The 26,701-nt window shown below is 39.1% G+C and carries 21 protein-coding genes; 10 read left to right on the forward strand and 11 right to left on the reverse strand.

The window, feature by feature from the left end; translation table 11 throughout:
- Nucleotides 1-120: 120 nt before the first annotated feature.
- Nucleotides 121-792, forward strand: coding sequence for a ribose 5-phosphate isomerase A (gene rpiA, locus LCL91_RS11740; protein ID WP_224882581.1), 672 nt, complete (start codon nt 121-123; stop codon nt 790-792).
- 60 nt (nt 793-852) lie between these two features.
- On the opposite strand, the gene LCL91_RS11745 is transcribed toward rpiA, so the two are convergent.
- Nucleotides 853-1,182 (reverse strand): winged helix-turn-helix transcriptional regulator, encoded by a 330-nt coding sequence (locus tag LCL91_RS11745; protein ID WP_224882584.1) that lies wholly within the window; start codon nt 1,180-1,182, stop codon nt 853-855.
- Between the two features lie 139 nt (nt 1,183-1,321).
- On the opposite strand from LCL91_RS11745, the gene LCL91_RS11750 reads away from it, so the two are divergent.
- The gene (locus LCL91_RS11750; protein ID WP_224882586.1) at nt 1,322-1,816 is read left to right on the forward strand and encodes a lactoylglutathione lyase family protein; all 495 of its coding nucleotides are present in this window, start codon (nt 1,322-1,324) and stop codon (nt 1,814-1,816) included.
- A 138-nt stretch (nt 1,817-1,954) separates the two neighbouring features.
- Here LCL91_RS11750 and LCL91_RS11755 read toward each other — a convergent pair whose 3' ends face one another.
- Nucleotides 1,955-2,938 (reverse strand): metal ABC transporter solute-binding protein, Zn/Mn family, encoded by a 984-nt coding sequence (locus LCL91_RS11755; RefSeq protein ID WP_224882588.1) that lies wholly within the window; start codon nt 2,936-2,938, stop codon nt 1,955-1,957.
- 231 nt (nt 2,939-3,169) lie between these two features.
- On the opposite strand from LCL91_RS11755, the gene LCL91_RS11760 reads away from it, so the two are divergent.
- Genes LCL91_RS11760 through rpsN form a run of 3 tightly spaced genes read left to right on the forward strand, consistent with a single transcriptional unit; the run spans nt 3,170 to nt 5,808 of the window.
- Nucleotides 3,170-4,321: an FAD/NAD(P)-binding protein gene (locus LCL91_RS11760; RefSeq protein ID WP_224882592.1), complete on the forward strand. Its 1,152-nt coding sequence runs from the start codon at nt 3,170-3,172 to the stop codon at nt 4,319-4,321.
- 26 nt (nt 4,322-4,347) lie between these two features.
- Nucleotides 4,348-5,523 carry a GTP-binding protein gene (locus LCL91_RS11765; protein ID WP_224882596.1) on the forward strand — a complete coding sequence of 392 codons (1,176 nt, stop codon included), beginning with the start codon at nt 4,348-4,350 and terminating at the stop codon, nt 5,521-5,523.
- A 15-nt stretch (nt 5,524-5,538) separates the two neighbouring features.
- Complete coding sequence (gene rpsN / locus LCL91_RS11770) at nt 5,539-5,808, forward strand: 30S ribosomal protein S14 (protein ID WP_224882601.1); 270 nt, start codon at nt 5,539-5,541, stop codon at nt 5,806-5,808.
- Between the two features lie 113 nt (nt 5,809-5,921).
- Here the strand turns inward: rpsN and LCL91_RS11775 are convergent, their stop codons facing one another.
- Together LCL91_RS11775 and LCL91_RS11780 are read right to left on the reverse strand one after the other, a co-directional pair.
- Entirely contained in the window at nt 5,922-7,127 is a 1,206-nt protein-coding gene (locus LCL91_RS11775; RefSeq protein ID WP_224882604.1) for a PLP-dependent aminotransferase family protein, read from the reverse strand.
- Nucleotides 7,128-7,294: 167 nt separating this feature from the next.
- Entirely contained in the window at nt 7,295-8,950 is a 1,656-nt protein-coding gene (locus tag LCL91_RS11780; RefSeq protein WP_224882605.1) for a M4 family metallopeptidase, read from the reverse strand.
- A 231-nt stretch (nt 8,951-9,181) separates the two neighbouring features.
- Here LCL91_RS11780 and LCL91_RS11785 point away from each other — a divergent pair, with 231 nt between their 5' ends.
- Nucleotides 9,182-10,198, forward strand: a complete 1,017-nt coding sequence (locus tag LCL91_RS11785; protein WP_224882606.1) for a serine hydrolase domain-containing protein — start codon at nt 9,182-9,184, stop codon at nt 10,196-10,198.
- Nucleotides 10,199-10,259: 61 nt separating this feature from the next.
- Here LCL91_RS11785 and essA read toward each other — a convergent pair whose 3' ends face one another.
- Genes essA through LCL91_RS11815 form a run of 6 tightly spaced genes read right to left on the reverse strand, consistent with a single transcriptional unit; the run spans nt 10,260 to nt 20,106 of the window.
- A complete protein-coding gene (gene essA / locus LCL91_RS11790; protein ID WP_224882607.1) occupies nt 10,260-10,739 on the reverse strand; it encodes a type VII secretion protein EssA in 480 nt (159 codons plus the stop codon).
- The gene (gene esaA, locus LCL91_RS11795) at nt 10,729-13,773 is read right to left on the reverse strand and encodes a type VII secretion protein EsaA (protein WP_224882608.1); all 3,045 of its coding nucleotides are present in this window, start codon (nt 13,771-13,773) and stop codon (nt 10,729-10,731) included. Before esaA ends, essA begins: the two co-directional genes overlap by 11 nt.
- Nucleotides 13,770-18,221, reverse strand: coding sequence for a type VII secretion protein EssC (gene essC / locus LCL91_RS11800; RefSeq protein ID WP_224882609.1), 4,452 nt, complete (start codon nt 18,219-18,221; stop codon nt 13,770-13,772). The genes esaA and essC overlap by 4 nt, the downstream gene beginning before the upstream one ends.
- Before the next feature lie 15 nt (nt 18,222-18,236).
- Nucleotides 18,237-19,499: a type VII secretion protein EssB gene (gene essB, locus LCL91_RS11805; RefSeq protein WP_224882611.1), complete on the reverse strand. Its 1,263-nt coding sequence runs from the start codon at nt 19,497-19,499 to the stop codon at nt 18,237-18,239.
- Nucleotides 19,500-19,513: 14 nt separating this feature from the next.
- Nucleotides 19,514-19,756, reverse strand: coding sequence for an EsaB/YukD family protein (locus LCL91_RS11810; RefSeq protein ID WP_224882613.1), 243 nt, complete (start codon nt 19,754-19,756; stop codon nt 19,514-19,516).
- A gap of 56 nt (nt 19,757-19,812) precedes the next feature.
- Nucleotides 19,813-20,106: a WXG100 family type VII secretion target gene (locus tag LCL91_RS11815; RefSeq protein ID WP_194219140.1), complete on the reverse strand. Its 294-nt coding sequence runs from the start codon at nt 20,104-20,106 to the stop codon at nt 19,813-19,815.
- A 470-nt stretch (nt 20,107-20,576) separates the two neighbouring features.
- On the opposite strand from LCL91_RS11815, the gene LCL91_RS11820 reads away from it, so the two are divergent.
- The gene (locus tag LCL91_RS11820) at nt 20,577-22,127 is read left to right on the forward strand and encodes a sodium:solute symporter family protein (RefSeq protein WP_224882614.1); all 1,551 of its coding nucleotides are present in this window, start codon (nt 20,577-20,579) and stop codon (nt 22,125-22,127) included.
- The gene (locus tag LCL91_RS11825) at nt 22,108-22,338 is read left to right on the forward strand and encodes a hypothetical protein (RefSeq protein WP_224882615.1); all 231 of its coding nucleotides are present in this window, start codon (nt 22,108-22,110) and stop codon (nt 22,336-22,338) included. The genes LCL91_RS11820 and LCL91_RS11825 overlap by 20 nt, the downstream gene beginning before the upstream one ends.
- 448 nt (nt 22,339-22,786) lie before the next feature.
- Here LCL91_RS11825 and LCL91_RS11830 read toward each other — a convergent pair whose 3' ends face one another.
- On the reverse strand, nt 22,787-23,689 hold the full coding sequence (locus LCL91_RS11830) for an EamA family transporter (protein ID WP_224882755.1): 903 nt from the start codon (nt 23,687-23,689) through the stop codon (nt 22,787-22,789).
- A 497-nt stretch (nt 23,690-24,186) separates the two neighbouring features.
- Here LCL91_RS11830 and LCL91_RS11835 point away from each other — a divergent pair, with 497 nt between their 5' ends.
- Nucleotides 24,187-25,518, forward strand: a complete 1,332-nt coding sequence (locus tag LCL91_RS11835) for a M20/M25/M40 family metallo-hydrolase (RefSeq protein ID WP_224882616.1) — start codon at nt 24,187-24,189, stop codon at nt 25,516-25,518.
- The gene (locus LCL91_RS11840; RefSeq protein WP_224882617.1) at nt 25,499-26,701 is read left to right on the forward strand and encodes a M24 family metallopeptidase; all 1,203 of its coding nucleotides are present in this window, start codon (nt 25,499-25,501) and stop codon (nt 26,699-26,701) included. Before LCL91_RS11835 ends, LCL91_RS11840 begins: the two co-directional genes overlap by 20 nt.

Raw genomic sequence — 26,701 nt, forward strand, 5'->3', positions numbered from 1 at the left:
AGAAGGTAGATTATGACGAGTACTTTTCAATTTTCTTAACTTCACATTTGGTATAATAAAAACAACCAAAGATAACTTTCTTACAAAAAGTTAAACTCTGAAAAAAAGGTAAGGTGTATAATGAACGTTAAACAAAAATGTGCTAATGCAGCGCTAGCATACATAACAGATGAAACCATCATCGGTCTTGGTGGAGGAAGTACAATTGGTTATTTAATTGATTTTATTAAGGAAGAAAAGTTAAATGTAAAAGTGGTAACGCCATCTCTAAAAACGAAGCATCTATGCGTAAATCAGGGACTCGAAGTGTTACCAACAAGTACCGTTGAGGAAGTAGATGTTGCATTTGATGGGTGTGATGAGGTTGATGAGAATTTGCATGCACTGAAGAGCGGAGGAGGCATTCATACGCAGGAAAAACTCATTGCGCATATGGCAAAAGAATATATATTGCTTGTTGATGATTCGAAAGTTGTGCCAGAGTTAACTTACAGGCATCCAGTCGTGCTTGAAATCTTGCAGGATTCACTATCATTAGTCTTAAGAAAAGTGAGCGAAATGGATGGAAAGGCAGAAGTACGTTCAAGTTCTTCGAAGGATGGCTATACCGTTAGCGATTATGGAAATTTTTTAGTGGATGTGTGGTTTGAGGAGGGGCGAAATGGTAGGCAACTTGAAACAAATCTGAAAGAAATACCTGGTGTACTTGATGTGTCGCTCTTTACAACGGTAGTGTCAAAAGCATTAGTGGCTAGTGAAGGAGGAATTCACGAGATTTCAAAAAGAGATTAACGATCCTAAATGAAAAAAGGTGCCTGTCACTCCTTGCTAACTAGGAGGACGAGGCACTTATTATTTTTGATTTTCTGTCCCCCACAAATGCATCTGCTCTAAAATTGGCATTAACGTTTTCCCTTTTTCCGTTATGGAATATTCCACTTTTGGAGGAACGGTATTTTCTTGTTTGCGATCGATGAAGCCCTCTTCTTCTAATTCTTTTAACTGCTGACTCATCACTTTATGTGTGACTCCCGGTAGTAACTGGCGTAATTCATTGTAGCGAAAACTGCCATCAACACCGAGGTGCCATAAGATGACTGTTTTCCATTTGCCACCGATTTTCTTTAGCGTATATTCAATCGAGCATTTCAATTTTCCGTTTTGGTCGACTGGAGAAGTCATTTTGGGTCGACTCCTTTCTTACCTTTTGGTTAGTATCGTACAAAAAAGTGCGGTCTTACATGATTTTTTTGTTCTCCGTATAATAAACGTGTGTTGTCAGAACATAATCATGATCATCACTAAGGAGGAGTACAAAACTATGTTACCATATCCACGAAGTTTTTCTCATATCGGACTATCTGTCCCAAACCTTGAAGAGGCGATTAAATTTTATAAGGAAGTATTCGGATGGTATATTTTGATGGAGCCGTCTGATGTACAAAATGACGATTCTGCAATCGGTCAAATGTGCCGTGACGTCTTTGGCGACGATTGGGATACGTTCCGAATTGCTCACCTCTCAACAGGAGATAAAATTGGAGTTGAAATGTTTGAGTTTCCAGAAAACAAAAAGCCAGAAAACAACTTCGAATACTGGAAGACAGGCATTTTCCATTTCTGTATTCAGGATCCTGATGTCGAAGGAATGGTTGAGAAAATCGTACAGCACGGTGGGAAGCAACGTATGCCGATCCGCGAGTACTATCCTGGCGAAAAGCCATACCGCATGGTCTATGTAGAAGATCCATTTGGCAACATTTTCGAAATCTATTCTCATAGCTATGAGCTGACTTATTCTGATGGTGCTTATTAATTAGAATGAAGAAGAACCAAGAGACTTATTCCCTTGGTTCTTTTTTCATATGTTAAATACCTACGTAGTTAAAAGAAGAGAAAAGTAGAGGAATGAAATCAATATGTTTACTTAAGGAGAAGGGTTTCTTTCGTGATTTTACTTTAATGCTTGATCAAGCGTTTCAAGATTTGTACGCATTAAGCTAAAGTAATCTTCTTTGTTGTTAATATCTTCCTCAGTAAGAACAGATAAATTGTGAAGACGAAGCGCTTTTGCTCCAATTTCGGATTGGAGGCTTTGGGCCACCTTAGGCGTGACGTTTTGTTCGAACAATACATAATACAACTTTTTCTCCTTAGCCATATGTATAATTTCTTCAAGCGCTTTTTGAGATGGCTCATTTGACGGAGAAAGCCCTGAAATCGCAATTTGATGAATGCCATAACGATTTTCCCAGTACCCGTAAGCAGCATGAGAAACAATCATTTCAGGATGATCTTTGGAATCCACTAAACTAGCAAATTCTTTATCTAGTTTCGTTAAATCGTTTTTAACTTTTTGAAAGTTGGCTTCGAAATCCTCTTTTGCATCTGGATGAAGTTTAATCAATGTTTCTTTAATGTTCTCCGCCATTTCTATCGCTTTATTAGGGTCAAGCCATACGTGAGGATCTTCATCACCGTGGTGATGCTCATCCGAGTGTTCCTCTTCAGAGTGCTCTTCGTGTTCTGCTTCCGAATGCTCTGCATGTTCTTCACTATGTTCTAAGGTTTTAATTCCTGATGAAGCTTCAATAATCTCTACATCACCTACCGAATCAGCAATAGCTTCAGCATAGCTTTCCATTCCTAATCCGTTATAGATAAAGGCATCGGCTTTTGCAATCTTAATCATCGTTTGTGTCGTTGGTTCGTATGTGTGTGCATCCGATCCAGGTGGTAAAACCGAAACAACATCAACATGTTCCCCACCTATTTTCCTTGTGAAATCTTCAATTGGAAACAACGTTGTATAAATACTTAGTTTCTTTTCTTCACTACTTTCATTCGAAGCAGTCGTACTCGTTTCTTTCCCCCCACACGCAGCTAATACCAAGACAGTCATCAAGCATAATAAAATTTTGCCGTAATTTAAATTCAAACTATTTCCCCCTCGTAAAATTCTATTTTTAATATTATCGTAATGTTTTCGATTTGTAAATCGATATCATTACGTTTTGTGTTAAGGTATTTAGAGTCGAATGGATAGGGGGGATGAAGCATATCTCTTTCTTTTATTTCATACAAAATCAATTTGCGATGATCGATTGCATTATAAATTTATCTAGTATACAATACAAATCGTAATAGTTACGATTTGTGGGGTGGTTATATGTATGAATGGATTATTATAGGTGGAGGTATTCACGGTTGTACGATCGCAACGTCCCTTATAAAAAGCGGAAAAGTAAAAAAAGAGGAGATTTTAATCATTGATCCTCATTCCGGACCTCTTGAAAGGTGGAAAGAGAGAACCAAGCGCATACAGATGCCGTTTCTTCGATCTCCTTCTGTTCACCACATTGATGTATCTCCTTTCAGTTTAGACAAATATGCGAAAAAGAGGAATTATGACAACCCTTTTTACGGTTACTATGATCGCCCCTCATTAGGTCTCTTCAATCAACATGCAGCTTCCGTTTTTGAAGAAGCTTGCTTACAAGGTAGTTGGTGTCAAGCGAAGGTGAAGAAAATGAAGAAACAAGGACCATTTTGGGAAATTGAAACGGATGATCACCGCATTTATTATACAAGAAATTGTGTTATCGCAATCGGTAATAATGAACTGCATTATCCGCCATGGGCAACTGAATGGAACAATGGGTATCACATTTTTGATTCTGAACTAAACATGGACCACTTAAAGCCACCTTTTTTAATTATTGGAGGTGGAATTACGGCAGCCCATACAGCTATTGGTCTATCTGATCGATTTCCTGGTCAAGTCACATTAATGTCTCGTCATCCATTTCGTGTACATAACTTTGACAGCGATCCTGGGTGGCTTGGGCCTAAATATTTGGACGCTTATTCACAGGTTAAGAACTATGATGTTAGAAGAAAGATGATTCATCAAGCAAGACATCGTGGCTCCATTCCTTCTGAACTTTACAGTCGATTGCATCACTTAAAAAAACAAGGGAAATTATCGATTGTTCAAAATGAAATTCAAACTGTTTCTAGTGAATCCAATGAATTAATGACAAAAGAATCAATCGTTTATCAACCAGCCACTGTGCTTTTTGCTACAGGGTTTGAACGAGCGTTAACAAAGCAACGTTGGCTTCTTCAATTAATCGCTAAAGAAGACCTTACGTGTGCTAATTGCGGTTATCCAATTGTGGAAGAAAGCCTGGAATGGTGCCCCCACCTATTTGTTATGGGTCCTCTTGCGGAGCTTGAGATCGGTCCAGCTTCACGCAATATTATTGGAGCGAGGAAAGCGACAGAACGAATTATGAAAAGCACACATTTTAAATCGTAATAATTTTGATTTGTAGGATGGAAGGTATGACCAACAAAGTTCCAGTGACAGTGTTAAGTGGATATTTGGGATCTGGTAAAACGACGTTACTAAATCATATTCTAGCAAATCGAGAGAAACGTCGGATTGCTGTGATCGTCAACGATATGAGTGAAATTAATATTGATGCAGAACTCATTAAAAGTGGTTTTGCTCGAACTGATGAAAAGTTGGTGGAACTTCATAATGGATGTATTTGCTGTACGTTAAGAGAGGATTTGATGATTGAAGTTAAAAAATTGGTGGAAGGAGGGGAGATTGATTATCTGGTTATTGAATCAACAGGCATTTCGGAACCGGTTCCCGTCGCTCAAACCTTTACATATATGGACGAGGCGTTAGGCATTGACCTTAGTCGATTGTGCAGGTTAGATACAATGGTTACCGTCGTTGATGGTAATCGATTCTGGCATGACTATCATTCAGGAGACTCTTTATTAGATCGTGAGGAAGAAGCGTCAGTGGATGACGAGCGTGAAGTGGTGGATTTATTAATTAATCAAATTGAATTTGCAAATGTTCTATTGCTTAATAAAACGGATTTAATGGATAAAAGAACAATAGGTAAATTAGTCTCCGTCTTAAGTACACTTAACCCTGATGCCATTATTGTACCAACCACTCATGCCAACCTTTCGCTTGATCAAGTGCTCAACACAAAGTTATTCAACTTTGAAGCTGCAAGTCAGAGCGCTGGATGGATCAAGGAACTTAATAACGAACATATTCCCGAAACGGAAGAATACGGTATATCTTCTTTTGTGTATCGGAGGAAGCGGCCTTTTCATCCTGGGAGGTGGCTATCTTGGCTTGAACAATGGCCAGACGAAATTGTGCGCGCAAAGGGTTTTTTCTGGCTTGCTTCACGAAATGATGTCACAGGATTATTGTCTCAAGCAGGTCCATCCCTCAGTATTGAAGCGGCTGGGAACGGGATTGCAACCTACTCGATTGAAGAGAAAAAACAGTTGATTCATGAAGCTCCTGAACTACTAGAACGATGGGATGATCTTCACGGCGATCGCATGACGGAACTTGTGATGATTGGTCTTCATTTGGACCAGGAGCAAATCGAACAGTCGCTTGATCATTGTCTATTGACTGATGATGAGATGGAGGAAGATTGGACGACATTCCCTGATACATTACCAAAATACCACTAAGAGAGGAAGAGTTAGATGGCTAAAAAATCTAAAGTTGCGAAAGAAAAGAAACGTCAAGAGCTTGTTCAACAATACGCTCAAATTCGAAAAGAGTTAAAAGCAAAAGGAGATTATGAAGCACTGCGTAAGCTGCCTCGTGATTCTTCACCAACTCGTCTTACAAATCGTTGTGAAGTGACAGGGAGACCAAGAGCATATCTAAGAAAGTTCAAGATGTCCCGAATTGCGTTTCGTGAGTATGCTCATAAAGGACAAATCCCTGGCGTGAAAAAATCTAGCTGGTAAAAAGGTGAAATGGGTGTAAAATACAAGTGGAAAACAAGTGACCTCTTATGATTAAGAGGTCACTTCTGTTTAAACAAAGCTAAAAAAAGATCATGTCAAAAAAGATAGAATACCTATTGATGGATCTTTTCCAAATCCAGTTCAGCTGCCTCTTGAAACACGTCAACCAAAATCTCCATCCCTTTCTCAATTTTATCCTGAGTGGAATGCGTGAAATTCAATCGCATTGTATTTTGCTTTGCATCAGCTACATAAAAAGGTGCGCCAGGAACGTAGGCAGCGCCTTTTTTTACAGCTGTATTTAATAAAAGGGTCGTATTAATGTCTTCCGGTAATTCTACCCAAAAGAACATCCCACCTTTAGGTACTGTATAGGAAAGACCAGGTAGTTCTGCTTGATCAAGCAAACGCTGCATCACTTTCATGCGCTCATAATAGGTGCGTCTTAAGTTTTGGATATGACCGTTCAAATCAAAGTCGGTACAAAGGTGATAGAGGGCATGATGGGCTAGAGAGTTTGAATGCAAATCGGCTGCTTGCTTTGCCTGCGCCATAATGCGGATGATTTGATGTGGGCCTTTGATCCATCCTGTTCGTAACGCAGGCACCACCGTTTTCGAAAAGGTACTCGTATAGACGGTGTGCGAGCCATCGTCTAACGCTGAGATTGGTGTGTAGGTTTGACTACTATCAAATTTGATCTCACCATAAGGATCATCTTCAAAAATGATAACTTTCTTTCGAATGGCCGTGTCTAAGAGATGCTGTCGTCTTTCTAACGACCATACTTTTCCCATTGGATTAGAGAAGGTAGGGACAACGTACACACACTTTGGCTTGTACTTTTTCATTTTATAATTTAGATCCTCGGGGACCATCCCATGCTCGTCTGTTTCAACCGGAATAATCTTTACTTCATAGGACTGAAACACTTGAACAGCTGCTAGATAGGTAGGATTTTCAGTTAGAACGATGTCACCAGGGTTGAACATGACCCGTGCAAATAAATCGATTGCTTGTTGAGAGCCGGTAGTAAGCATAATGTCTTCTACGCTTGAAGCAATTCCTTTCTTACCCATACGATCCACAAGCACTTCACGAAGTGGGGCATACCCCTCTGTGGCGTCGTATTGAAATGCTTTTCCACCAGAATCAAATGTCTTTGTGAACGCATTTTGTACGGCTTCTACAGGGAACAGTTCGTCATCCGGTAATCCCCCTGCAAACGAAATAACATCTCCTTTATTCGTGATTTTTAGTATATCTCGTACCGCTGATGATTGAAGATGCTGTACTCTTTTAGCAAACCCGTACCTCATGACTAAAACGCCTTCCTTTGTTTTAATATTTAAAATATTATTATTATAGCATTTTAATGCGGTGAAAGGCTAGTGTGTTTCGTGTGAAATAAAGCTATTGCGTAAAGTGAAGAACGAGAAAAAGCATAAAGCTAATTAGCTTCATGCTTTTATCTTTAATTAGTCTGTTATTCTAAAATCCCTACCGAATTAAAACCGCCTGCAGCTGCTTCAACTTCTGCACTGCCTTCACCGTAAAGGTCAATAGCGGACTGAATGATTGCTTGTCGAGCATCACTGAAGTCGGAGTTAGGTGTGAGGTATTGAGTCAAAGCACGATAATAGATTTGTCCAAGCTTCTCACGTCCAATGTCCTGTGCAGTTAAGTAAGCGGCGTGATTAATAATGGAAGAATTGATGTGAACCCCGCCGTTATCTAAGTCACGAGGTAGATCGTAGAATTCATCCATATGAGAAGGATATTTTCCTTCACCATTTCCATATGGCACATAAGCAGCACCAACAGGGTATTTACTAGGATCACTTAAGCTTCTAAGAGAGGTTCGTCCATCTGCAACGGCAGCAGGTGCCATAATGTCTTCTCCAATCTCCCAGTCCGATTCATCGATTAATGCCCCGAAGATATCCGAGAAGGCCTCATTCAAAGCACCAGATTGGAAGCGGTAAATAAGGTTAGCTGAATTAGAGGTTACGCCATGAGTCATTTCATGGGCTGCAACATCCAGGCTAGCGGAAAGAGGAATAAAGAATTCACCATCGCCATCTCCATATACCATGTAGGTCCCGTTCCAGAACGCGTTGTTGTAATTATCACCATAGTGAACAACTGATTGAATCGGCATACCATTATCGTCGAGTGAGTTCCGTCCATGCTCACTTAAATAATAATCATAGACTTGTTCAGAATTATAGTGAGCATCCACTGCAGGTTCAGCAAATTCAGATTTGAACGCAGCGCTTTTATTTGAAAAGACCTCGAGGTAGTTTTTGGAGTAATCATAGGTAATGATTCCATCTAACCCATCATGACTGTAATCTGCTAGTTGAAAAGTGCTTCCTTCATTTTCAACCTTGTTTTTTGTTACATGTAGAAGACGGTGATCACCTAGTACGCCGGTACCAGTTCCCGTTTGGGTTTTGTAATGTCCTGCGTCCATAATGGCGTTGTACTGATCCACTACTTTCCCAGAAGTCGCATCCACAAACACAAACCAGTTACCAGGCTCATCTCCTAGGAAGTTTACATTCACCTTATAGGTAAGGTGATTTTTACCTTCGAATGGATAAATAACTAACTCAGAAGTTGGAACTTGATCTAAGGTAGCAGGAGCATTGGTCGAAGATTTTGCGACTTGCAAAGCATCTTCTGTAGAAACGTTAGGCGATGTATTGAGCTTACTTGATTCAACTTCTTCATTATAAGCCCCGTTTACGACTGTGATTTCATTGTCCGAATTGTAGTGAACAATAATTTCAGCCCCTTCCACGGGTACACCATTCTTTGTTTGATTAAACCTAACGTGAGTCATTCCAAGCTCATCTTTGACTGATTTTTTCTTTTTTAGGTCTGCTTTTGGGTTCTTAATGTTTACTTTTTCTTTATTTTGTTGCAGGTAGTTTAAGGCATCCTCTGTAGTAGAAGAGGAGCGTTTAACCGCTTGCTTTTCCTTCACAAATAGGGGAACGTTTGCTTTCTCGTTCCATTGCTTAACGGTATGACTTTCCACTTGAGCAGGCTGTTCAGCTAGAACATTATGATACGGAAGGGAGGCGGTGATTAAAGCAGTTGTCACAACAAGTGGAGCAATGAACTTTTTATTCAAATAAATTCCTCCTAATATGTAATCTATTTACAATTATATAAGGAAGAGGAAGGAAACTCATGAGTCGTTGTAATTATCTTAAAATATAGAATAATAAGAATTAGTGGTTATTTAGAACTATGATTCTTGGTATGGAAAATTTTATTGAACTCATTTCTTAAAGTAAAAAGGAAATGACAAACTTAAGTGGAAGATTGACAATTGGTATGAAAGTGAAGGGGGTGTATGTGCATGTTGTTTTCGCAAGAAAATGTTTTTGATCACCTAATAAAGGGTGTAGATTTTTCTGGTTCTATTTTTGTAAAGCAAGATGAAAAAGAATTTAAGTTATCTTCTGGCTATGCCAATCGTGTAGAAGAGCGATTAAATAAGGTGAATACAAGATTCGGGATTGCCTCGGGTTGCAAGTTGTTCACGGCAATAGGGATCACTCAGTTAGTAGAGAAAAAGCAATTATCGTTCAAAACGAAGTTAAGTGATTGCTTGAATATATCTTTTCCTCACTTCGATCCGAACATTACAATTCGTCAGCTTTTAACACATACTTCAGGCATACCAGACTATTTTGATGAGGACATTATGGCAGACTATGAAGATCTTTGGAAGCAGACACCAATGTATCTTCTAAGAAGCCTTCAGGACTTTTTGCCTCTTTTTCAAAATGGGAAAATGATTGCTTCCCCTGGGGAAGCGTTCCATTATAATAATGCGGGCTACATCATATTAGGTTTAATCATCGAGCAGCAAACAGGAATGACTTTTCAACACTATATAGAAGAAAATGTTTTTAAGCCTGCTCATATGAATGATTCAGGGTATTTCTCTTTAGATCGCCTCCCGCAAAATACAGCACTTGGGTATATTGATGAGGATGATGGCTCGTGGCGGACGAATACGTATGCTATTCCGGTTGTTGGTGGATCTGATGGGGGTGCGTATGTGACAGCACCTGATATGGTGAAACTTTGGGGTGCACTGATTGATTTTCAGTTACTGAATGAGAGTCTTACAAAAGAATTATTAACCACCCATGTGGATGTGAAAGAAGACGTGGGTTATGGTTACGGTGTTTGGATAAATAGTCGGAACAGACAAGTTTTAAAATACCATGTAATGGGTTATGATCCAGGCGTGAGCTTCCATTCTGCTTACTATCCAGAGAGTGGGTATAAGATCGCCATTCCTTCAAACCACGGTGATGGTGCATTTGATGTGATGAAAGGCTTCGAAAAATGTTTCATCGATTAGATACCTAAAAACAAAAGACTACGGTCCTCGAATAAGGGGGACCGTAGTTTTTTCTGTGCGATTAGTTTTTTGATGAAGAAAGACGATTGTAGACCACTAATACAATGATTAACACAACGAGACATATACCGATTAAAATTCCGATTAGGAGCTGAAAAGAGGTTGATGTCGTTTCGTTACCTTCTGAGTTAGTCGACGTAAAAGCTGCCGCTTCTGATGCAGAGAAAAGATTGAGGTTCTCTGCTTTATCTTTAATCGTACTATTTTCATGACTCATTGAAAGAAATAACTCATTTTGAGTTTTGTCAGGATTAAAAACCTTTTCTCCAGTAAAAGAAATGGATTGTTGTTCTTCTGATATTTCTTCCATTTCTTTCGTAGTCGATGAATCATAAATTAAGTCAGTATTTTTCTTGAATTTGTTCTTTTTGTATTCATTCGGTAAGAGCTCATTGATGTCTGTGTTTCCCTCTGCTGCCACTGGAACGATGTGACAGCAGAGAAAAATCAAGGTGAATAGGAAAATGATCTTAGGCTTCATGTGCCTCATCCTTTTTAATTTGTGTCCATGATCGCTTGTTTAAAGCATATTGAAGAATGATCAGGATGATCAAAATGGCAGATAAAATCATCGCACCTTGTGAAAAGAGTGTTTGTGTACTGTTTTGAATTGACATATACACGCGAGACATCGGATCAGTAAAGCTAAAGTTTGGTGTTGAAAGAGCAAGTAAAGGTGTGACAAACAGAGCGACGAGGCCAACGGTAATGAGCCATCCGATTAAATGGTGACTCATAAAGGCTACGCGAATGAGCGCCGCACAACTTAACAGTAGTAATATCGTAAAGATCGTCCATTCCATCGACCGATCGTTTCCTAAAGGATAAATCGATAAACTGTAGAGGCTAATGACTAGCCCAACGATACTTGTTAGCATTAAGAATAAAATACTTTGTAACCACCATGGACCGTATTGGAAATAGTAGCTTGCATATCCAATCAACAAGCTGCTCAAGAGAATAATAAACAAAATGACCACGGGTGGAAGATTCGTATCTTTCTTATCAGTAAAGACGCTTCCAGTTACGTCAATTGGAGTAGCAAGGAAATCATAGACGTAATCATTAGATTGGCCATCTACAAACGCGTTACCCATAACGTTAAAAACGTCATCACGAATCATAAGGGTGGAAGCGACGTTTGTTTCCCACTTGTTATTTAGTGTGTTGGCATCTGTTTGCACTTCAGCTACTCGAGACTGGAGTTCATCTGTGTAAGAAAGAATTTCAGATTGGCTATCTTCAATAGAATCCATCCAATCATATAAAGAACCCATCTGGCTCTTAACCTGATCATGATTACTTATGATATTTGTGCCCTGCGCTGTTTTATCAGGTGTTTGCTGCTGAGCCTGTTGCATTTGATTTAAAACGTTATCTGCTTCTTCTTCAATTCCGTTCAAGCTTTCAAGTAATTTTGCTTGCTGGGTATCGAGAACGTTTTTGTAATCTGCTAAAAAGACAGTGAAATCATCTTGTAACGTCGTTAGGGCATCGCTCGTCTTCGGTACTTGTGAGCCAACCGCGTCCCATTGACCTTCTTCTTTGTTCGTTAGTTCTAACATGCTGTTCACTTCGTCGCGAAGATCATTGTCCTGTAGAACAGTTTCCTTCACGTTGTTTTTAGAAAGCATGCTATTAAGCGTTGCTTCGTAACGATCCAAATAGGCATAGTATTGGAGAACATCTGTTAAGTTAGCCCCTTTAATAGGACGTTGGAAATAGACGGATAGCGTATCTTTTCTTGCTTGTGAAAGAGCTGGAGATGCTAGTATTGCATTTTCTTTCTCATTGATACCTGATGATATTCGATAGATTTTATCAGATACCATCACTAGTAAGTCTTTTAGCTCGGTATTTGATTCTTTTAACACATCAACCTGTTCCATTAACGTTTCTTTTTGAGAAGAGAGCGTTTCTTTTTCTTTCGTTAGCTTCTCCAGTTCCTTTGTTAACTCTTCAATTTGTTCAAGTAAACTTTTATTTTCTGTTGTGAGTGATTCAATAAGCTTCTTTAATTCTTCAAGTTCGCCATCTAGCGGGTTTTCGCCGCCTTCTTTGGCTAGAAGCTGTTGTTCCGTTTGCTTGATTCGATCGTTAAGCGTAAGCAACGTTGTCGATGCGGTTTGAAGATCTTCTACTTTTGGTTCTTCTAGGGCGATCAATGTTTCTTGTAACGCAACGACTTCTTGAGCAATCGCTAATAGCTCGTTACGTTCTGCGCTTAGATCAACAGGAGTTGAACCATTTGTTTCCTCCTCATCGATCACAGGTGGCTCTTCATTTTGTAAGCTTTTTAGAAGTTTTGTAAGATCTTCCGATGGATCCTCTTCTTCATCAGGATCTTCTGGATCAACTGGTTCTTCTGGATCTTCAGGGACTTCAGGAAGTTCAGGATCGTCCGGAATAATGATCTCGTCACCATCACCAAGTTTATTACTAAGCGTAGCGATTTCACCCTCTAGTTCATTTAAAATCATTGAATCTTTTAGTTGCTGGTAGTAGTTTAGAATTCGTTCTTGAAGCGTATAGAAATCGTTAACCTGACGCTCGACTTGATTGTATCGAAGTTCTTTTAGACCAGCGAACATTTCTTGCTGTTGAATCATTTGGTTTTCAACCTGAGACATGTTTTCAAGTACGCTCTCAGATTTACCTTCGAACAGTTCTTTATTGTTCATAAACATCGGTTGAGGCATTTCTGTAGCTTGTGAAATCGAATTGACTGAATCGGCTTGGATTTGTTCTAGAACTTCTTGCTGCTTCTGCTGATACTCACGATAGTCATTTGTATAAGTAACAAAGTTTGCTAGATTCTCTTGAAATCCTTCCATCGTATCTGTTTGTTCAGCCGCACGTTCCTCAGCATTTTCTGAAGTTGATTGAAGGTTTGCAAGCATCGAAACTTGCTGCTCCATCTGCTCGGCCAAATCTTTCGAACTTGGTGTATAGAAAGAAAGCATCGTTTGTTGGAATGCTTTCTCTTTTTCTACAATTTGGTCAAACTCTTGTTGGATGTTGACGAGGTCATTTGAAACATAGTTCCAATAAAGAGAAGACATCTTCGTGTTCACGCGATTCGTTGCTTGTTCAAGTTCAAGCAAAACTTGTTCTTTATTTAGAGCATTTAATTGATTCTGTACAGTAAATGCTAACTTTGTTTGCTCCGGTTGGTTTTCGTCGTACGTTAGAATCTTCTCAGAGAAAGTGGAGGGAATATAAACAACGGCATCGTACTTCTGATTGTTTAATCCATTTTCTGCAGCACTACGTCCTACGACTTCCCAATTGTATTGTGATTCAGATTTAAGAAGGGGAGGGACGTCATTTCCGAACTTGACGAGTTCCTCGTCTTCTTCGGTTCCTGTATCTTCATTGATGACAGCGATCGTTTTCGTGGCGCTCTCTTTCTTTTTCATCGGATTTTCTCCAATGGAAGTAAAGTAAATGATCGGGAGCACTAAAATGATTGCTGTTACGAGAATGAGCTTAAGGATGCTTTTCTTTTCTTTCACGCATGGACCTTCCTTTCTATTTGAACTAGTGGAATTTGGATTTTTTGCGCGGTTTCACTTTGCACATAATAAGCAAATCCAGCTTTAATATCGGGTTCTTTCCTGTCAAAAGGCAGATTAATGAGCGTTTGATCAGATTTCTTCATTAACAGGATGATTTGACGAACTTGCTTCAATTCAACTGTTAGCGGGTCATAGCCTTTCGTTAGTTCATTGCTGCTACCAGATGCAACAATACTTAAGCCTAGGTGGCTATAATTTTTCATTAGTGTGGTCATTCGATCCTGTAGCAGACTTCCGAGCGTTTGAGAAAATCGTCCATACCCATCGATAAAGAGGAGAACTCTAGAGAAGTCAGGAAGCGTCTCACCACTATTCATACTTTCGTGGTACTTCATCTCGCGTGACTTGAATTCAGTTGTCATTTGTTCAAGCCATTCTTCGATTTGTTCTTTTGTTTCTAAATAAGTTGTCTTTTCCTCATCTTTTAAATGAAATAACCCGCGATCGATTGAATCAAATATGACAATATGGTCTTCTTCATGCTGTAATGCTTGCTGAGTAAGAAGTCGCATGATATTGGTTTTACCTTTTTGAGCCTGGCCTAGTACAAGACAATGGGATGTCTGCGTAAAGGAGAGGGATACGGGCTTCACTGTTTCTTCATGCAGTCCAATTGGATAAGAGTTTTTTTGTTTGGAAGTTTGAATGTACGTCTTGAAAGTATTAAAAGTAAGATCACTAGGTAGCATTGGAATCGCTTCAGGTTTGCTTGTATCACGGTATTTCTCTTGGAGCATTTGAACTTCTTCTTTCAATGAAGCTAGCTGTTCGTAATCATCTTCTCCTTTAGCTGGTAGGATGATTTGACCGAAGTGTGTTTTCTCCTTTTTCATAATGGCCCTACCTGGGATGGCTTCTGGTGCAAAAGGGATTCTTCCAAGAACGGTGTAAGCCTCCGAATTATCGAGTAAATAATGGACGATCTTCGTTTTAAGGTTATTCATAAGAGCTTGTCGAATGGAATTTAAGCGGGTCGCGCTGACAATTAAATAAATTCCCAGCGACTGTCCATCTCGCGCAAACTGAGTGAAGATCGGATCAAGATCCATCAGCTCCTCTTTTACAAGATCATAATTATCGATTGTAATAAAGAGAAGGGGAAGAGGTTTTTCATTTAACCGATTGTACATCGTAATAGAGCTCACTTCTTCACGCTGAAAAAGTCGTTTACGTTTCGAGAATTCCTCTTGAATAAATTTCAATAATTTATTTAATTTACGTTCCTCATCAATTAAGAAATAATCTCCCGTATGGGGTAAATTCTTAATCGATAATAAGCCCCCGTTACCGAAATCGAGTAGATAGAATTGCGCTTCTTCTGGCGTGTTTGTTGATGCGATACTCATAAGTAACGTTAGAATGGTTTGCGTCTTCCCGAATCCTGATGAGCCAAATATGCCAACATTTCCATCTTTTATTAATTCATAATGATATGGAGATTGGGCTTGTTTTTCAGGTTCATCCAGCAAGGCAAACGTCATTTTTTTCTTTTTGGATTCAAAATCGTGACGATACAGTCGTTTCTCGAGTGGTGGTAGCCATGGGCTTGGTAATCTTCTTAGGCCCAGTTCCTGCTGGACATTAACAATTTTATCTACGATTACTTCGATTTCACTTTGCTTCTTTTTCTTGCTTTCTTCTGAAGAGGAAAGCTCTGATAGTGGAACGAGACCGAGGTCAGTCACAAGAGCGACTTCATCTTCCATATCCGAAGTATCTTCCATATACGTCGCTCGGCTATAGGCTGATTGGAATAAGTCATATACTTCGTTATTCCCAACCTGTAAGTAGGCGCGGCCTGTTACGGTTAGTGATGCAGCATCACCGTTCTTTAAAATTTCACGGCTATCTTCTACATTTTGTACTTTTAGAGCGACGCGGAAGCGAGCGTTACTCCAAATTTGATTATCAATGACGCCACCAGGTTTTTGCGTGGCAAGTATGAGGTGCACACCTAGACTTCGACCAATTCTTGCAGCGCTGACAAGTTCTTTAATGAACTCCGGTTCTTCCGTTTTTAACTCAGCAAATTCATCCGAAATTAAAAAGAGATGGGGCATTGGTTCAGCTGCTACGCCATTTTTATAAAGAATCGTATAGTCGTTTATGTGACTCACTTCATACTGATCAAAGATGGTTTGTCGTTTCTTTAATTCGCTTTTAATGGAAGCGAGTGCACGCGTACTGAAATTTTCACTACCTTCGATATTTGTAATTGTTCCAAGTAGGTGAGGAATTTGTTTAAATGGCTGAGCCATTCCACCACCTTTATAGTCAATTAATAGAAACGCCACTTCATGTGGATGGTAGTGAACAGCGAGTGAAAGAATATACGTTTGCAAAAATTCACTCTTCCCGGATCCTGTTGTACCAGCTAGTAATCCGTGCGGGCCATGAGCTTTCTCATGAAGGTTCAACTCAACAATGTCCTGTCGTCCTTTAAGTCCTACAGGTGCTGCAAGTGACTTAGACGATTGATTTGTTACCCAGTTATGAGATATCGGTAGTTCATCAATATCTTCTATGTTCAGCATCTGCAAGAAGGATACTTTGTCAGGAATCGAATTCGTAATACCACGCTGGTGATTAAGTGTGCGGAGCATTCGAGAGAACTGTTCATTATCGCTTTGTTTGTGTTGATCAAGTTCGAATGAGATTTCGGCGGCTTTTTTCTCTTGAATGAGAATATCTCCTTCGTTTTTGTTAATGTAGCGAATAAGCGTATGGATATTATCAGATAGACTCTCCTTTGCTTCTGCAACGAAAATCGTTGAAAGTCCTAGATGCGTGTGCTCGTTCTCTAAATACTCTAAAATGACATGGTCTGAGATTAAGTTGTGATTCGAAACAATAAACACATAGTGTGGGGCGAAACGTAGCTTTTCTTTATCTTCTTCTAGGTCACGTTCTCGAATCATTTCATAGATCGAAGAAAGGAGCTGATCACGAGTTTGTTCATTGTAAATAAACCCTTTTGAAAAGGAACCTGGCATTTGAAAATGAGGTAACCATTTCATCCATTCCCAATTGGCATATTCTTCTTCATCAAAAACGAAGACAAATCGAACGTCGTGATAGCTGTGGAAGAAGGCGAGCTGTCCAATGATTTGATGGAGCTCATTCTTTACAACCGCTTCTTTACCAATTAAACCGATTGCTCCCTGGAATAGATTTGCAGTAATCGGAAGGGAGTGTAGTTCATTGTATACTTGCTTCAGGTTCTGTGATTCTTCTAATAGCTCATCCATTTCTCTTGTCGACATGTCAGCTGAATTGACGGAAATTTTATAGCTTGCTGGTACCGTTCCTGTTCCCAAACGAAATTGAAGGAAGTCAGGACTCTCAAGGCTACGTTCCCATAAACGATCTGAAACCTGCTCTGTTAAGTATTTCATTCGCTCAAAGCTAGGGTAGTGGAACGTTAGCACTTTGCGTTGTTTTTGAGCCAATTCATGAAGTTCTTGTCGTTTATCCTCAAGGTACCTTTTATAAATCCTTTTCTTACGTGCTTTTGATTTCTTTTGATAACTTTTATCTTTGAAATATTGGACTGTCGATGTAACAAGCGTTGTCGCAAACATCACAACAGAAATAAGGATAAAGATTCCCCTTGGAATAAGAAGTGCCACTAGTCCCATTACGATTAGCATCATTAAAGGTGGTAGGATAATAAGCCATAGGCTTCGATTGTTTCGATCGGACTCTTGCGTAGGAAAGGAAAGATCGATTTTATCCTCAGGTAACTCATACATCATCCTTGGTGTACGACGATAGTTTGGGTATTTCTTTTTCATCTCAGATGACGGAATCGTAGCTTCTGGTAAAGATGTTTCAAATGTTTCTGAGCTTGTTACCTCAATCATATCTTCTGCAATTAGTGTTAGTGTCATCATCGGTAGGAAAAGCATATCTCCGATTTGGAGCGGTGATTTTCTATGTAGTAGCGAACCATTTTGGTAAACGGTTGTTGAACTAGTAGCTGTAACTGTCCAATGATTCTTCTTGCGAACGAGGGTTAAACCAACGTCATCAGCTAGACGTTTCATTTGAATATCTGATGAGGCCTTGGAAAGAGTTATTTCTTGCAGGTTACCAACATAGTAAACGTGCTTCTTTGCTTTAGAAGTTATAATGACGGCAACTTCTTCAGAACCTAATTGAAAAGTGGATTGTTTATTTAGAGGCACAGTCATGATCTCATCATCATTTTTAAACAATTGGTAGTGTTGTTCTTTACGTTTTATCGAAAATACGTGTTCATCCGAATGAGAGGAAGGGATTGTAAACGAGTGATTGATACTTGGTCCGATCGTAATGGGTAGAAACTGTTTATCAAGCTCAATCGTTTGATACGTATCTCGAAAGAACACCCATAATTGTTCCATTATTTCACCTCCGATCTATTTTTCTTCTTTTTTCTGTTCATCTTGCTGCTTCTCTTCTGGCTTTTCTTTAGTAGTTGTTTCTGGCTGGGCATCTTGCGCCTCTTGCTCTTCTTTTTTCTGTTCTTCTATTTCACTCTCATATTCTTCAAATTCTTGCTCTAACTCATTGATCATTTGTTGTTTCTTCTCGCTCTCTAGCTCAGAATCAGCTTTTACCTGTTCCTTACGCTTTAAAATGCCGTACATTAACAAGTCACGATCTTCTAAATAACGTGCGATTTCGAGTGCTTGTTCTGCTTCACCGCGTCCAATATGGATCCAATATTCATAATACCTTGGATCAGATTGAAGGGAGATCGTGTTACGCACGCTTTCTTTTTGGTCATCTGTAAGAGACTCATTGATGATATAAGAAAGGGCGAGCTGATATTGTGTCACTTTTGGAATATCGTCAATTTCATAAGATTGAAGAGAATTGACGACTTCACTATACTCGTTTGTTAAAAAGTTCTCCTGTGCCTGAACAATATTCTCTTGTTTTGGTTGAAGAAGAAACAAAGAGTAAAGGGAATAAAGTAATGCTGGGAGTAAACAAATAGAAACGCCAAGGAGAACATAGCGACTTATCTTCCACTTCTTTTTATTTACTTTAATAAATTCAGCTTCTTTCTTATGTAAATGTTTCATTTGGGAATGAATAATTGGCTGAAGATCAAGAAGTGTTTTCGCTTGAAGCACCTGTTTTAGTTCTGATGAAAGTGTGAGCGTGTCAGAGTAATATAGGTATTGTTCAAATGATTGCTCTGGATTCATCATAGCTGCGACAGTGGCTCGTGTTTCCTCAAGAATACGATCAGAATTTTCCTCGTACGGTGGAAGACTTTCCTTCACACCATAATGTAAAAAATATGGCGTCAATCCTTGATTCAATACAAGGTTATCAGGACAAATAATTAAGTTAAGACGCTTGAAGCGGTGATCCTTTACTTTTTGCACTAGTTGATAAGCACTAGCGAGACGCTCGCTTTCAGTCATCTCCTTAAGGATTGTTGGAAGAGCGGCAACGGAAGGTGGAAGCATGTGCTGTATTCTTATCTCATCTTCATTCATATCAATCGTTTTGGGAATGCCAGTATCGATTTCACTTAGAAAATGAACTTCCGTTAACTCATCAAATTTGATTTTTTCTTTTTGAAAAAGAAACGTAATAGCTTCCTTATCGTTCATAATCTTTGCATCTATTTGAGTTTCAAGATAGGGTTTCACTTGATTCGCCATGGTTGTGATCTCCTTCAGAGTATTTCAATACGATCTCCTGTCATAATTCCCGCATCAATTAAACGCTCATTAGCGGCTACAACTTTGTGCTTATTCGCTAACCGCACCCACTGCGTTTGATCAGGAGGAATTTGGATTTGTTCTGTTTGGCACACAATTTCAATGAGCTTTTTGACAGAATGGTAGTTTGATAGTCTGAGATCAAGAAAACGACCTTTTTTATAATGATGGAGATCGACCGTTACTTCAATGTACATGTTGTTCACCTCATAAGGAAGGAGCGCCTAAGCGCTCCTGATCAATTCATTATCGCTTATCCGCGAATTTGGTTAGCAATTTGTGCATCAGCATCTTCAAGAGATTTAGCAGTGCTTGCTAGTTGTGTTGAAATGTCAGCAAGAAGACGCTGCATGTCTACGAAAGATGGGCGAAGAGATTGATATTGATCGCTAAATGCTTGACTTGCAGCACCTTCCCACATACCTTCTAACTCAGCAATCATTTTGTCCAAATTACCAATTTGTTCTTCTACTTTACTCTCTTCTGTTTGATAGCGTTGGGACATCGTAATAAGTTCTTCTGGTGTTACGCGAATTTGACCTGCCATTCAAAATCACTCCTTTTTAATTAGTAATGTGTGCATCATTCCTACAGAACTGCATCAGTCTTTCCTATATATAATTAGCATAATTTGTAATAACTTGATAGGTTTAACGCACACATTGTCAAAAAATGAAACTTATATACTATGACATAATACCCCGTAATTTCCAGTTAATAAACATAAATTATGAAAAATATGGAATTATAATAAAATAAATGGAATTTTTGAGTGTTATTCCTAAGTATGAAATAGCTTTCCAGTATAATTTGACCGTTATCAGTCTAGCACTTGTTCAAAATTGGTTGATTAGTCAAACTGATCTTGAAGGAATATCTAACAGGTTAACGATGTTAGGAAAAATGACATAGGTAATTTTGATTGATAAAACTTTGTTACATAATTTAACAAATCAATTGAAGCGGTGAATGTAATGCTTTAACGTATTACGTAATTCAACGATTTGGAGGAATCATATGTTATCATCCAGTGTTGGTTATCTGTTGCTTTTAGTCTTTGGAGTGTTTTTTACAGGTCTTACGTTTTTCATGCAGCGAAGACGAAAACAGGCGATGACGGCGGAGCAGTATAGTACCGCTGGTCGTAGCGTAGGTGTAGGGTTAACGAGCGCGTCAATTATTGCAGCATGGACGTGGGCGGCTACCTTAATGATGTCCTCTTCGACTGGGTATCAGTACGGGATAAGCGGACCATATTGGTATGCTGCTGGTGCTTGTATTCAAGTGTTGCTGTTTGCGATTGTAGCCATACAATTGAAGCGTAGGGCACCAAATGCGCATACGTTTCTTGAATTTATCGGTCAGCGTTTTGATAAGAAAAATCACCGACTGATTATGGTCTTTGCTCTTATGACCAACATTTTAGTCACAGCAATGGTTATTCTCGGCGGAGCCATTGCTCTAAATTCCCTAACAGGTATGAATTTGTTTGTAGCAGCCTTTCTCATTCCCCTTACCTTCACGATCTACACCATGATTGGCGGATTAAAAGCTTCCTTTGTCGCTGATTACTTCAATACGATTATGATCTTTTTAATTCTTACCATTTTCGCGGTAGCGATCTACGTGAAATTTGGAACAACCCCCATCTATGAAGGACTTCAAGATCTTCCATCTTCTACATCAATGCTTACGATGGCTTCTATTCCAGGACTCTTTTTCGGTATGATTAATATTATTGGTAACTTCGGTGCCGTTTTCGTTGATCAGGCCTACTGGCAGCGAGCAATTGCTAGTAAAGATAGTGCAACTTCACGAGCATACATATATGGAGGAATTGCCTGGTTTTCTATTCCTTTTGCGATTGCCACTTTCCTAGGTGTAAGTGCAGCTGGTCTTGGCGTGCCGATTAGTACTCCAGATTCTGTTGCTCCTGAAATGGCTTCCTATCTTCTTGGTAGTGTAGGGTCAATCCTTTTTCTCGCAATGCTATTTATGGCCGTAATGTCGACTGGAGCAGCAGAATTAACAGCTATTACGAATATTGTCGTAACAGACATTTACCGTCATTCGATCAATCCAAAAGCAAGCAGCCAAAAATTACTCAAAGTATCCCGAAAAGTAACGTTAAGCTTTGGACTAATGATGGGGCTTCTGTCTATTCTCCTTTTCTATGTAGGGATAAGTTTAGGGTTTGTGTATATGGCAATGGGCATCTTCGTAAGTGGAGCCGTTATTCCAGTAACTTTAGGATTATTGTGGAGAAAAGCGACGAATGAAGGAACATTTTATGGGGCATTGTCTGGATTTATTCTTGGAGTAACAGCTTGGATTACGTCCGCATATGTAATGTTTGGAGAAGTGAGTGTTGGTTCGCTCGGACAGCTTGAATCGATGTTCTTCGGGAATATTACCGTGTTTATCGTAAGTGGTGTTATTTCTGTTGGTCACGGACTAATGGCTAATCAAGAATTTGATTTTGATACATTGAAAGATAAATTCAAAAGCTTTGATGACGAAGAATTTGAAGAAGAGGAGGAGATTCGACTTGAACGAGCAGCTCGATAAAGATGCGAAACTTTGCGTAAGGTGGGCCATAGGGTTAACCGCTGTTTTCATCATCATCTTCCCAGGAATTATGTTCATCACTGGCTATGAATACAGTTTAAGTTTCTTTAAAGGATGGACGTATGTATCACTAGGGTGGCTCATTATCGCAGGACTGTTTATTGCCATTCGGCCAATTGTGGAAATGATAAATGAAGGGAAAGAATCTTAAGGTTTTAGATTAATAAACTAGATGGAACGAATAGTCGTGTTCAATAGTAAGCATTCCCCTGTGTTAGTTGGTGAATGCTTTTTCTTTTTGCTCAAGGCGCAGAGAAAGAAATGGTTATTGTTCATAACCCTTTTGAATTAAGATACATGCTTTTTTCGGCGTGCAGATCAAATGGAGTTGGAACAGTTAAATCTATGAAGGAAAAAGCTTCTCCTCTTTGTTGGAAAGAATCACTTTGCTTATTCGGTTACGATTGCAAAAATTACTTTTCCCGATCCTTTAGATACGTACGAGCGTTAGTCACGTTGAGAAATATTCAAAAAGCGGAACGGAGCGATCGCCACTTTTGTATCAAGACTGGTCGTTTGAAATGAATGTTGGACCTATGGAATTTAAATGGAAGAATAAAGAAAAAAACACCTCGCCCAATTAGGATGAGGTGTTTTTGCTATTGCTGTTCGACTATTTTTCTCTGTGTAAGGCTTATCCTTTCACTGAAAAGAGTAGGGAGCGTCATGCCGATAATAATAATCACAATACCTGCAACTTGCAGAACGGATACTGTTTCACTTAATAAGACAACGGAAACCATGACAGCAATTGGGAGTTCAATCGCACTAAGAATAGAGGATTTTCCAAGGCCGACCTTTGGAATCGCGATGGAAAATAGGAAAACAGGAATGATCATTCCAAATAAGCCAAGTGCAATTCCGTAGACCCATAGTCCTTCTGTGAGCAATGTACCATTCCAAATAATTTCAGGAGATTGAAAAACCGCTGACATCAAGAACGCAAAAAACGACACGATGACTAATCGGTTTGATGTATTCATTTTGGCGTTTGCTTTCCCATTGAAATAGAGGAAGAGTGAATAACAAAGTGCTGCTCCAAGCCCCCATAACCAGCCTTGCAAAGGGATGTTTGATAAGTCAGCATCAATGAGTCCTGCAGCAGGAATCGTTCCGCCAATTAAGATAATAAGTGAAAGTATTTCCATTCGTGTTGGAAGCTGGCGTTTTGAAATACTTGAGATTAGCATGCCAATCCATGTGAATTGAAAGAGCAAGACGACAGCTAGGGATGCTGGTAAATAATTTAATGATTGTCCATAGAAAATATTCGTTAAGCCTGTAAAAATCCCCGCGAAAATAAGGATTTTAATTCCAGAGAAACTTAGCTTTTGTCGATTAGTGATGAGAAAGATTAGCACGGCAATCAAAAAGCCGATAAAGAATTGACTCGTAACAGCTTCAGATGCTGTAAAGCCACTACCCATTGCTAATTTAATGATGGTTGAAACAACACCGTAACTGCTAGCCCCGATAATGACGAGCAACGGATATAAATACATTTTCATTGAACAATTGCCTCCAGTTAAGCTCTAGCTTTATAGTATCTCGATGAAAGCGCTTTTGATTTGAAAAACACAAATTCAAATATAGCTTAGATAGGATGAATAAAGCAATGGTTAATTGAGGAAAAGTGCCTGTCACCACCCGAATAATGCTCTTTTTTGTCTAATCGAAAGAGGTAACTTAATATTTTTATCAACTGAAACAGTTTAAAGCGAAAAATATTTTGATGATTTTTAATAAATCATAAATGAAAAAAGTTGGACTATGTGAGTTCCAACCTCTAAAGAAGTTTTCTGCTTTGTAGCAGTTATTTATGTAGCTATTCTATGTTAATAAACTAGCGCACAACTGATCTCAGAGACTTTCCCAATCAAAGGATATGTTCGTTCAGGATTAATTGTTAGAAAATTTAGATTTTGTAAACTACTTTACATTAAAGTAAAAAATCAAATTATATAATAAATAAAAAGTAAGTGGTACTCAAAAGGTGGGGATGAGCCTGGGGGATTGGAATGTCGTCAAAGAAGAAGCTACTTTTTATTTAAGTAAATTGATTCAAATCGAAACAACAACGAAGCTTCAAAATGAAATGGATGCTATTCTCTATTTAGCAAAAATCGCCGAAGAAAATGGTCTTCAAACTTCAATTCAGAAGACGGCAGCAAATAGAGGAAATATCATTATATCTCTAAAAAAAGAATATGATTCGCCTGTGGTTTTATTGTCTCATGTAGATGTCGTTCCAGCGAATGCAGAAGATTGGAAGGTTCCTCCGTTTAATGGAGAAGTTGTAAATGAAGAGATGTGGGGAAGAGGAACCATCGATACGAAGCAACTTACGATAACACATTTAATGATACTTATTCTATTAAAACGAAATGGTATTGATCTTAAGCGAGATATTGTGATGGTAGCTACTTCGGACGAGGAGAGTGGAAGTCGTTATGGTCTTCTCCCATTTATACAAGAGAATCCGGGCTTTTTTAATCAAACAACAGTCTTTAATGAAGGGGGAGGATTCCCAATCCTCATAGGTGACAGAGCATATTACTTATGTGAGACAGGGCAAAAAGGTCGTGCCATCGTTAAAATAAACGCAAAAGGTCAAACCCCAAGCAATTCCTATTTACCCGATCAGTCAAGTCTACAAACCATATTGCAAGTGATACAAAAATTAAAGCATATCAAACTAAATGATACCATTCCTTCTTCTACAAAAACGTTGTTTGAAACAATCGCTTCAGAATATGGACATTCTTTCTCTGAGTTACAACTTGATGATTTTCTCGAATTGGTGCCAGAATATCAATCACTACTTCGGGCAATGGCTTCAACTACTGTTACTGTAACAAAATGGAATGGGGGAAGAAAGCATCCTATCCTTCGAGGAGAGTATGAACTTCATTTAGATTGTCGACCTGTTCCTTCAATCTCTAGAAGTGAATTTGAGAATTGGCTCAACACGATTCTAGACGGATTACCTGTTGAATGCAGCATTGAATCGTATACCGAAGGATTTGAAACGACCTTAAACCAGTCACATCTTGCATTATTTGAAAAAGAATTAAAAAAAGAGGTTCCTCATGCAAAAGTAGTACCGTTTCTATCTATAGGAGGTAGTGACTCAAAGCATGTTGTATCCTATGCTTCTCATATTTACGGTTACTGTCCGATGTTACCTGATATGACATTTGATCGAGTAATTAAAATGGTACATGGGGTGGATGAACGGATCCCATTGGATTCTTTTATTTTCGGGATCAAGAACTTGTACAGATTGTTAGTTGGAATAGGGGGTGAGGAAGATGAAAGCAATGGTACCTGATATCACATTTGAAAAAGCAGATCAGGCTGTTCAACTAATGAAGCAGAATGGAATTGATTCGTGGCTCATTCTGACGAGAGAAGGCTCAGATCCAGCTCTCCCTTTATTAGTAGGCATCCGCTCTGTTCATATGGCAGCTATTTTCCTAAGAAGTAATGGAGAACATTTGGCATTAACCTCTGTTAGCGATCGAGGAAGCTATGAAGCGATCGGCTTATTTCATAGAATTCTTACTTATGAAGCTAGTATGGAAGAATCGTTTCTAAATATTTTTAACCAGCTAAATCCTCAGAAAGTAGCTTTAAATATATCTGAATCCGATCATTTATGTGATGGATTAACTCAAGGGATGTACCTTTGGTTAGAAAAAGTTCTTGGCAGGAATCGATTACAACAGATTGAGACGAGCAGTGAAAGGCTCTTGAAGAAGCTACGTAGTATCAAAACTCATTCTGAAATTGAGCAGATACAACAAGCGATTACGATGACGACAGAAATCTATCAAGTAGTCTTTGGTCAGATAGTGTGCGGGATGACGGAAATTGAAATAGGGGATCTTTTTGTTCAAGAAATGAAGAGGAGGGGCGCTTCGAATGGTCTCGGCCATCCGCATGGTCCTCCTCTCGTTTGTATCGTTCGAAAAGGATTAGCCCATCGCAAACCAGCGAGTCATGTAACGAAGCCTGGCGATCTACTTATTATTGATTTTAGTCTGAAATTAAATGACTATGTATCAGATATTGCGAGAACTTGCTATTTCCTACCGGAACAAGAAACGTATCCGCCTGTTGAAGTTCAGCATGCATTCAATACGGCTATTGCGGCTATTGATGCTTCTATCGAATCGTTGTTACCTAACAAGGCGGGATTCGAGGTAGATGCAGCTGGCAGAAAAGTGATAGAAGAAGCCGGATATCCAACGATTCGTCATTCGGTCGGTCATCAGGTAGGAAGAGAAACACATGATGGAGGGACGATTCTCGGGCCAAAACGTATACCGATTAGACCAGAGGTTGAAGGAGTTATTGCTGCTGGCGAAATTTACGCTATTGAACCAACCGTTATTCAGGACAACGGTCTTCCTTGTATCCTTGTAGAAGAGAATGTTCTGGTAACGGAGCAAGGGCCACTTATTCTAAGTGAAAGGCAAACTGAACTTGTCATCATCGAGTCAGGCAGGTGA

The sequence above is a fragment of the Guptibacillus hwajinpoensis genome, from assembly GCF_020171785.1.
Lineage (GTDB): Bacteria > Bacillota > Bacilli > Bacillales > Guptibacillaceae > Guptibacillus > Guptibacillus sedimenti.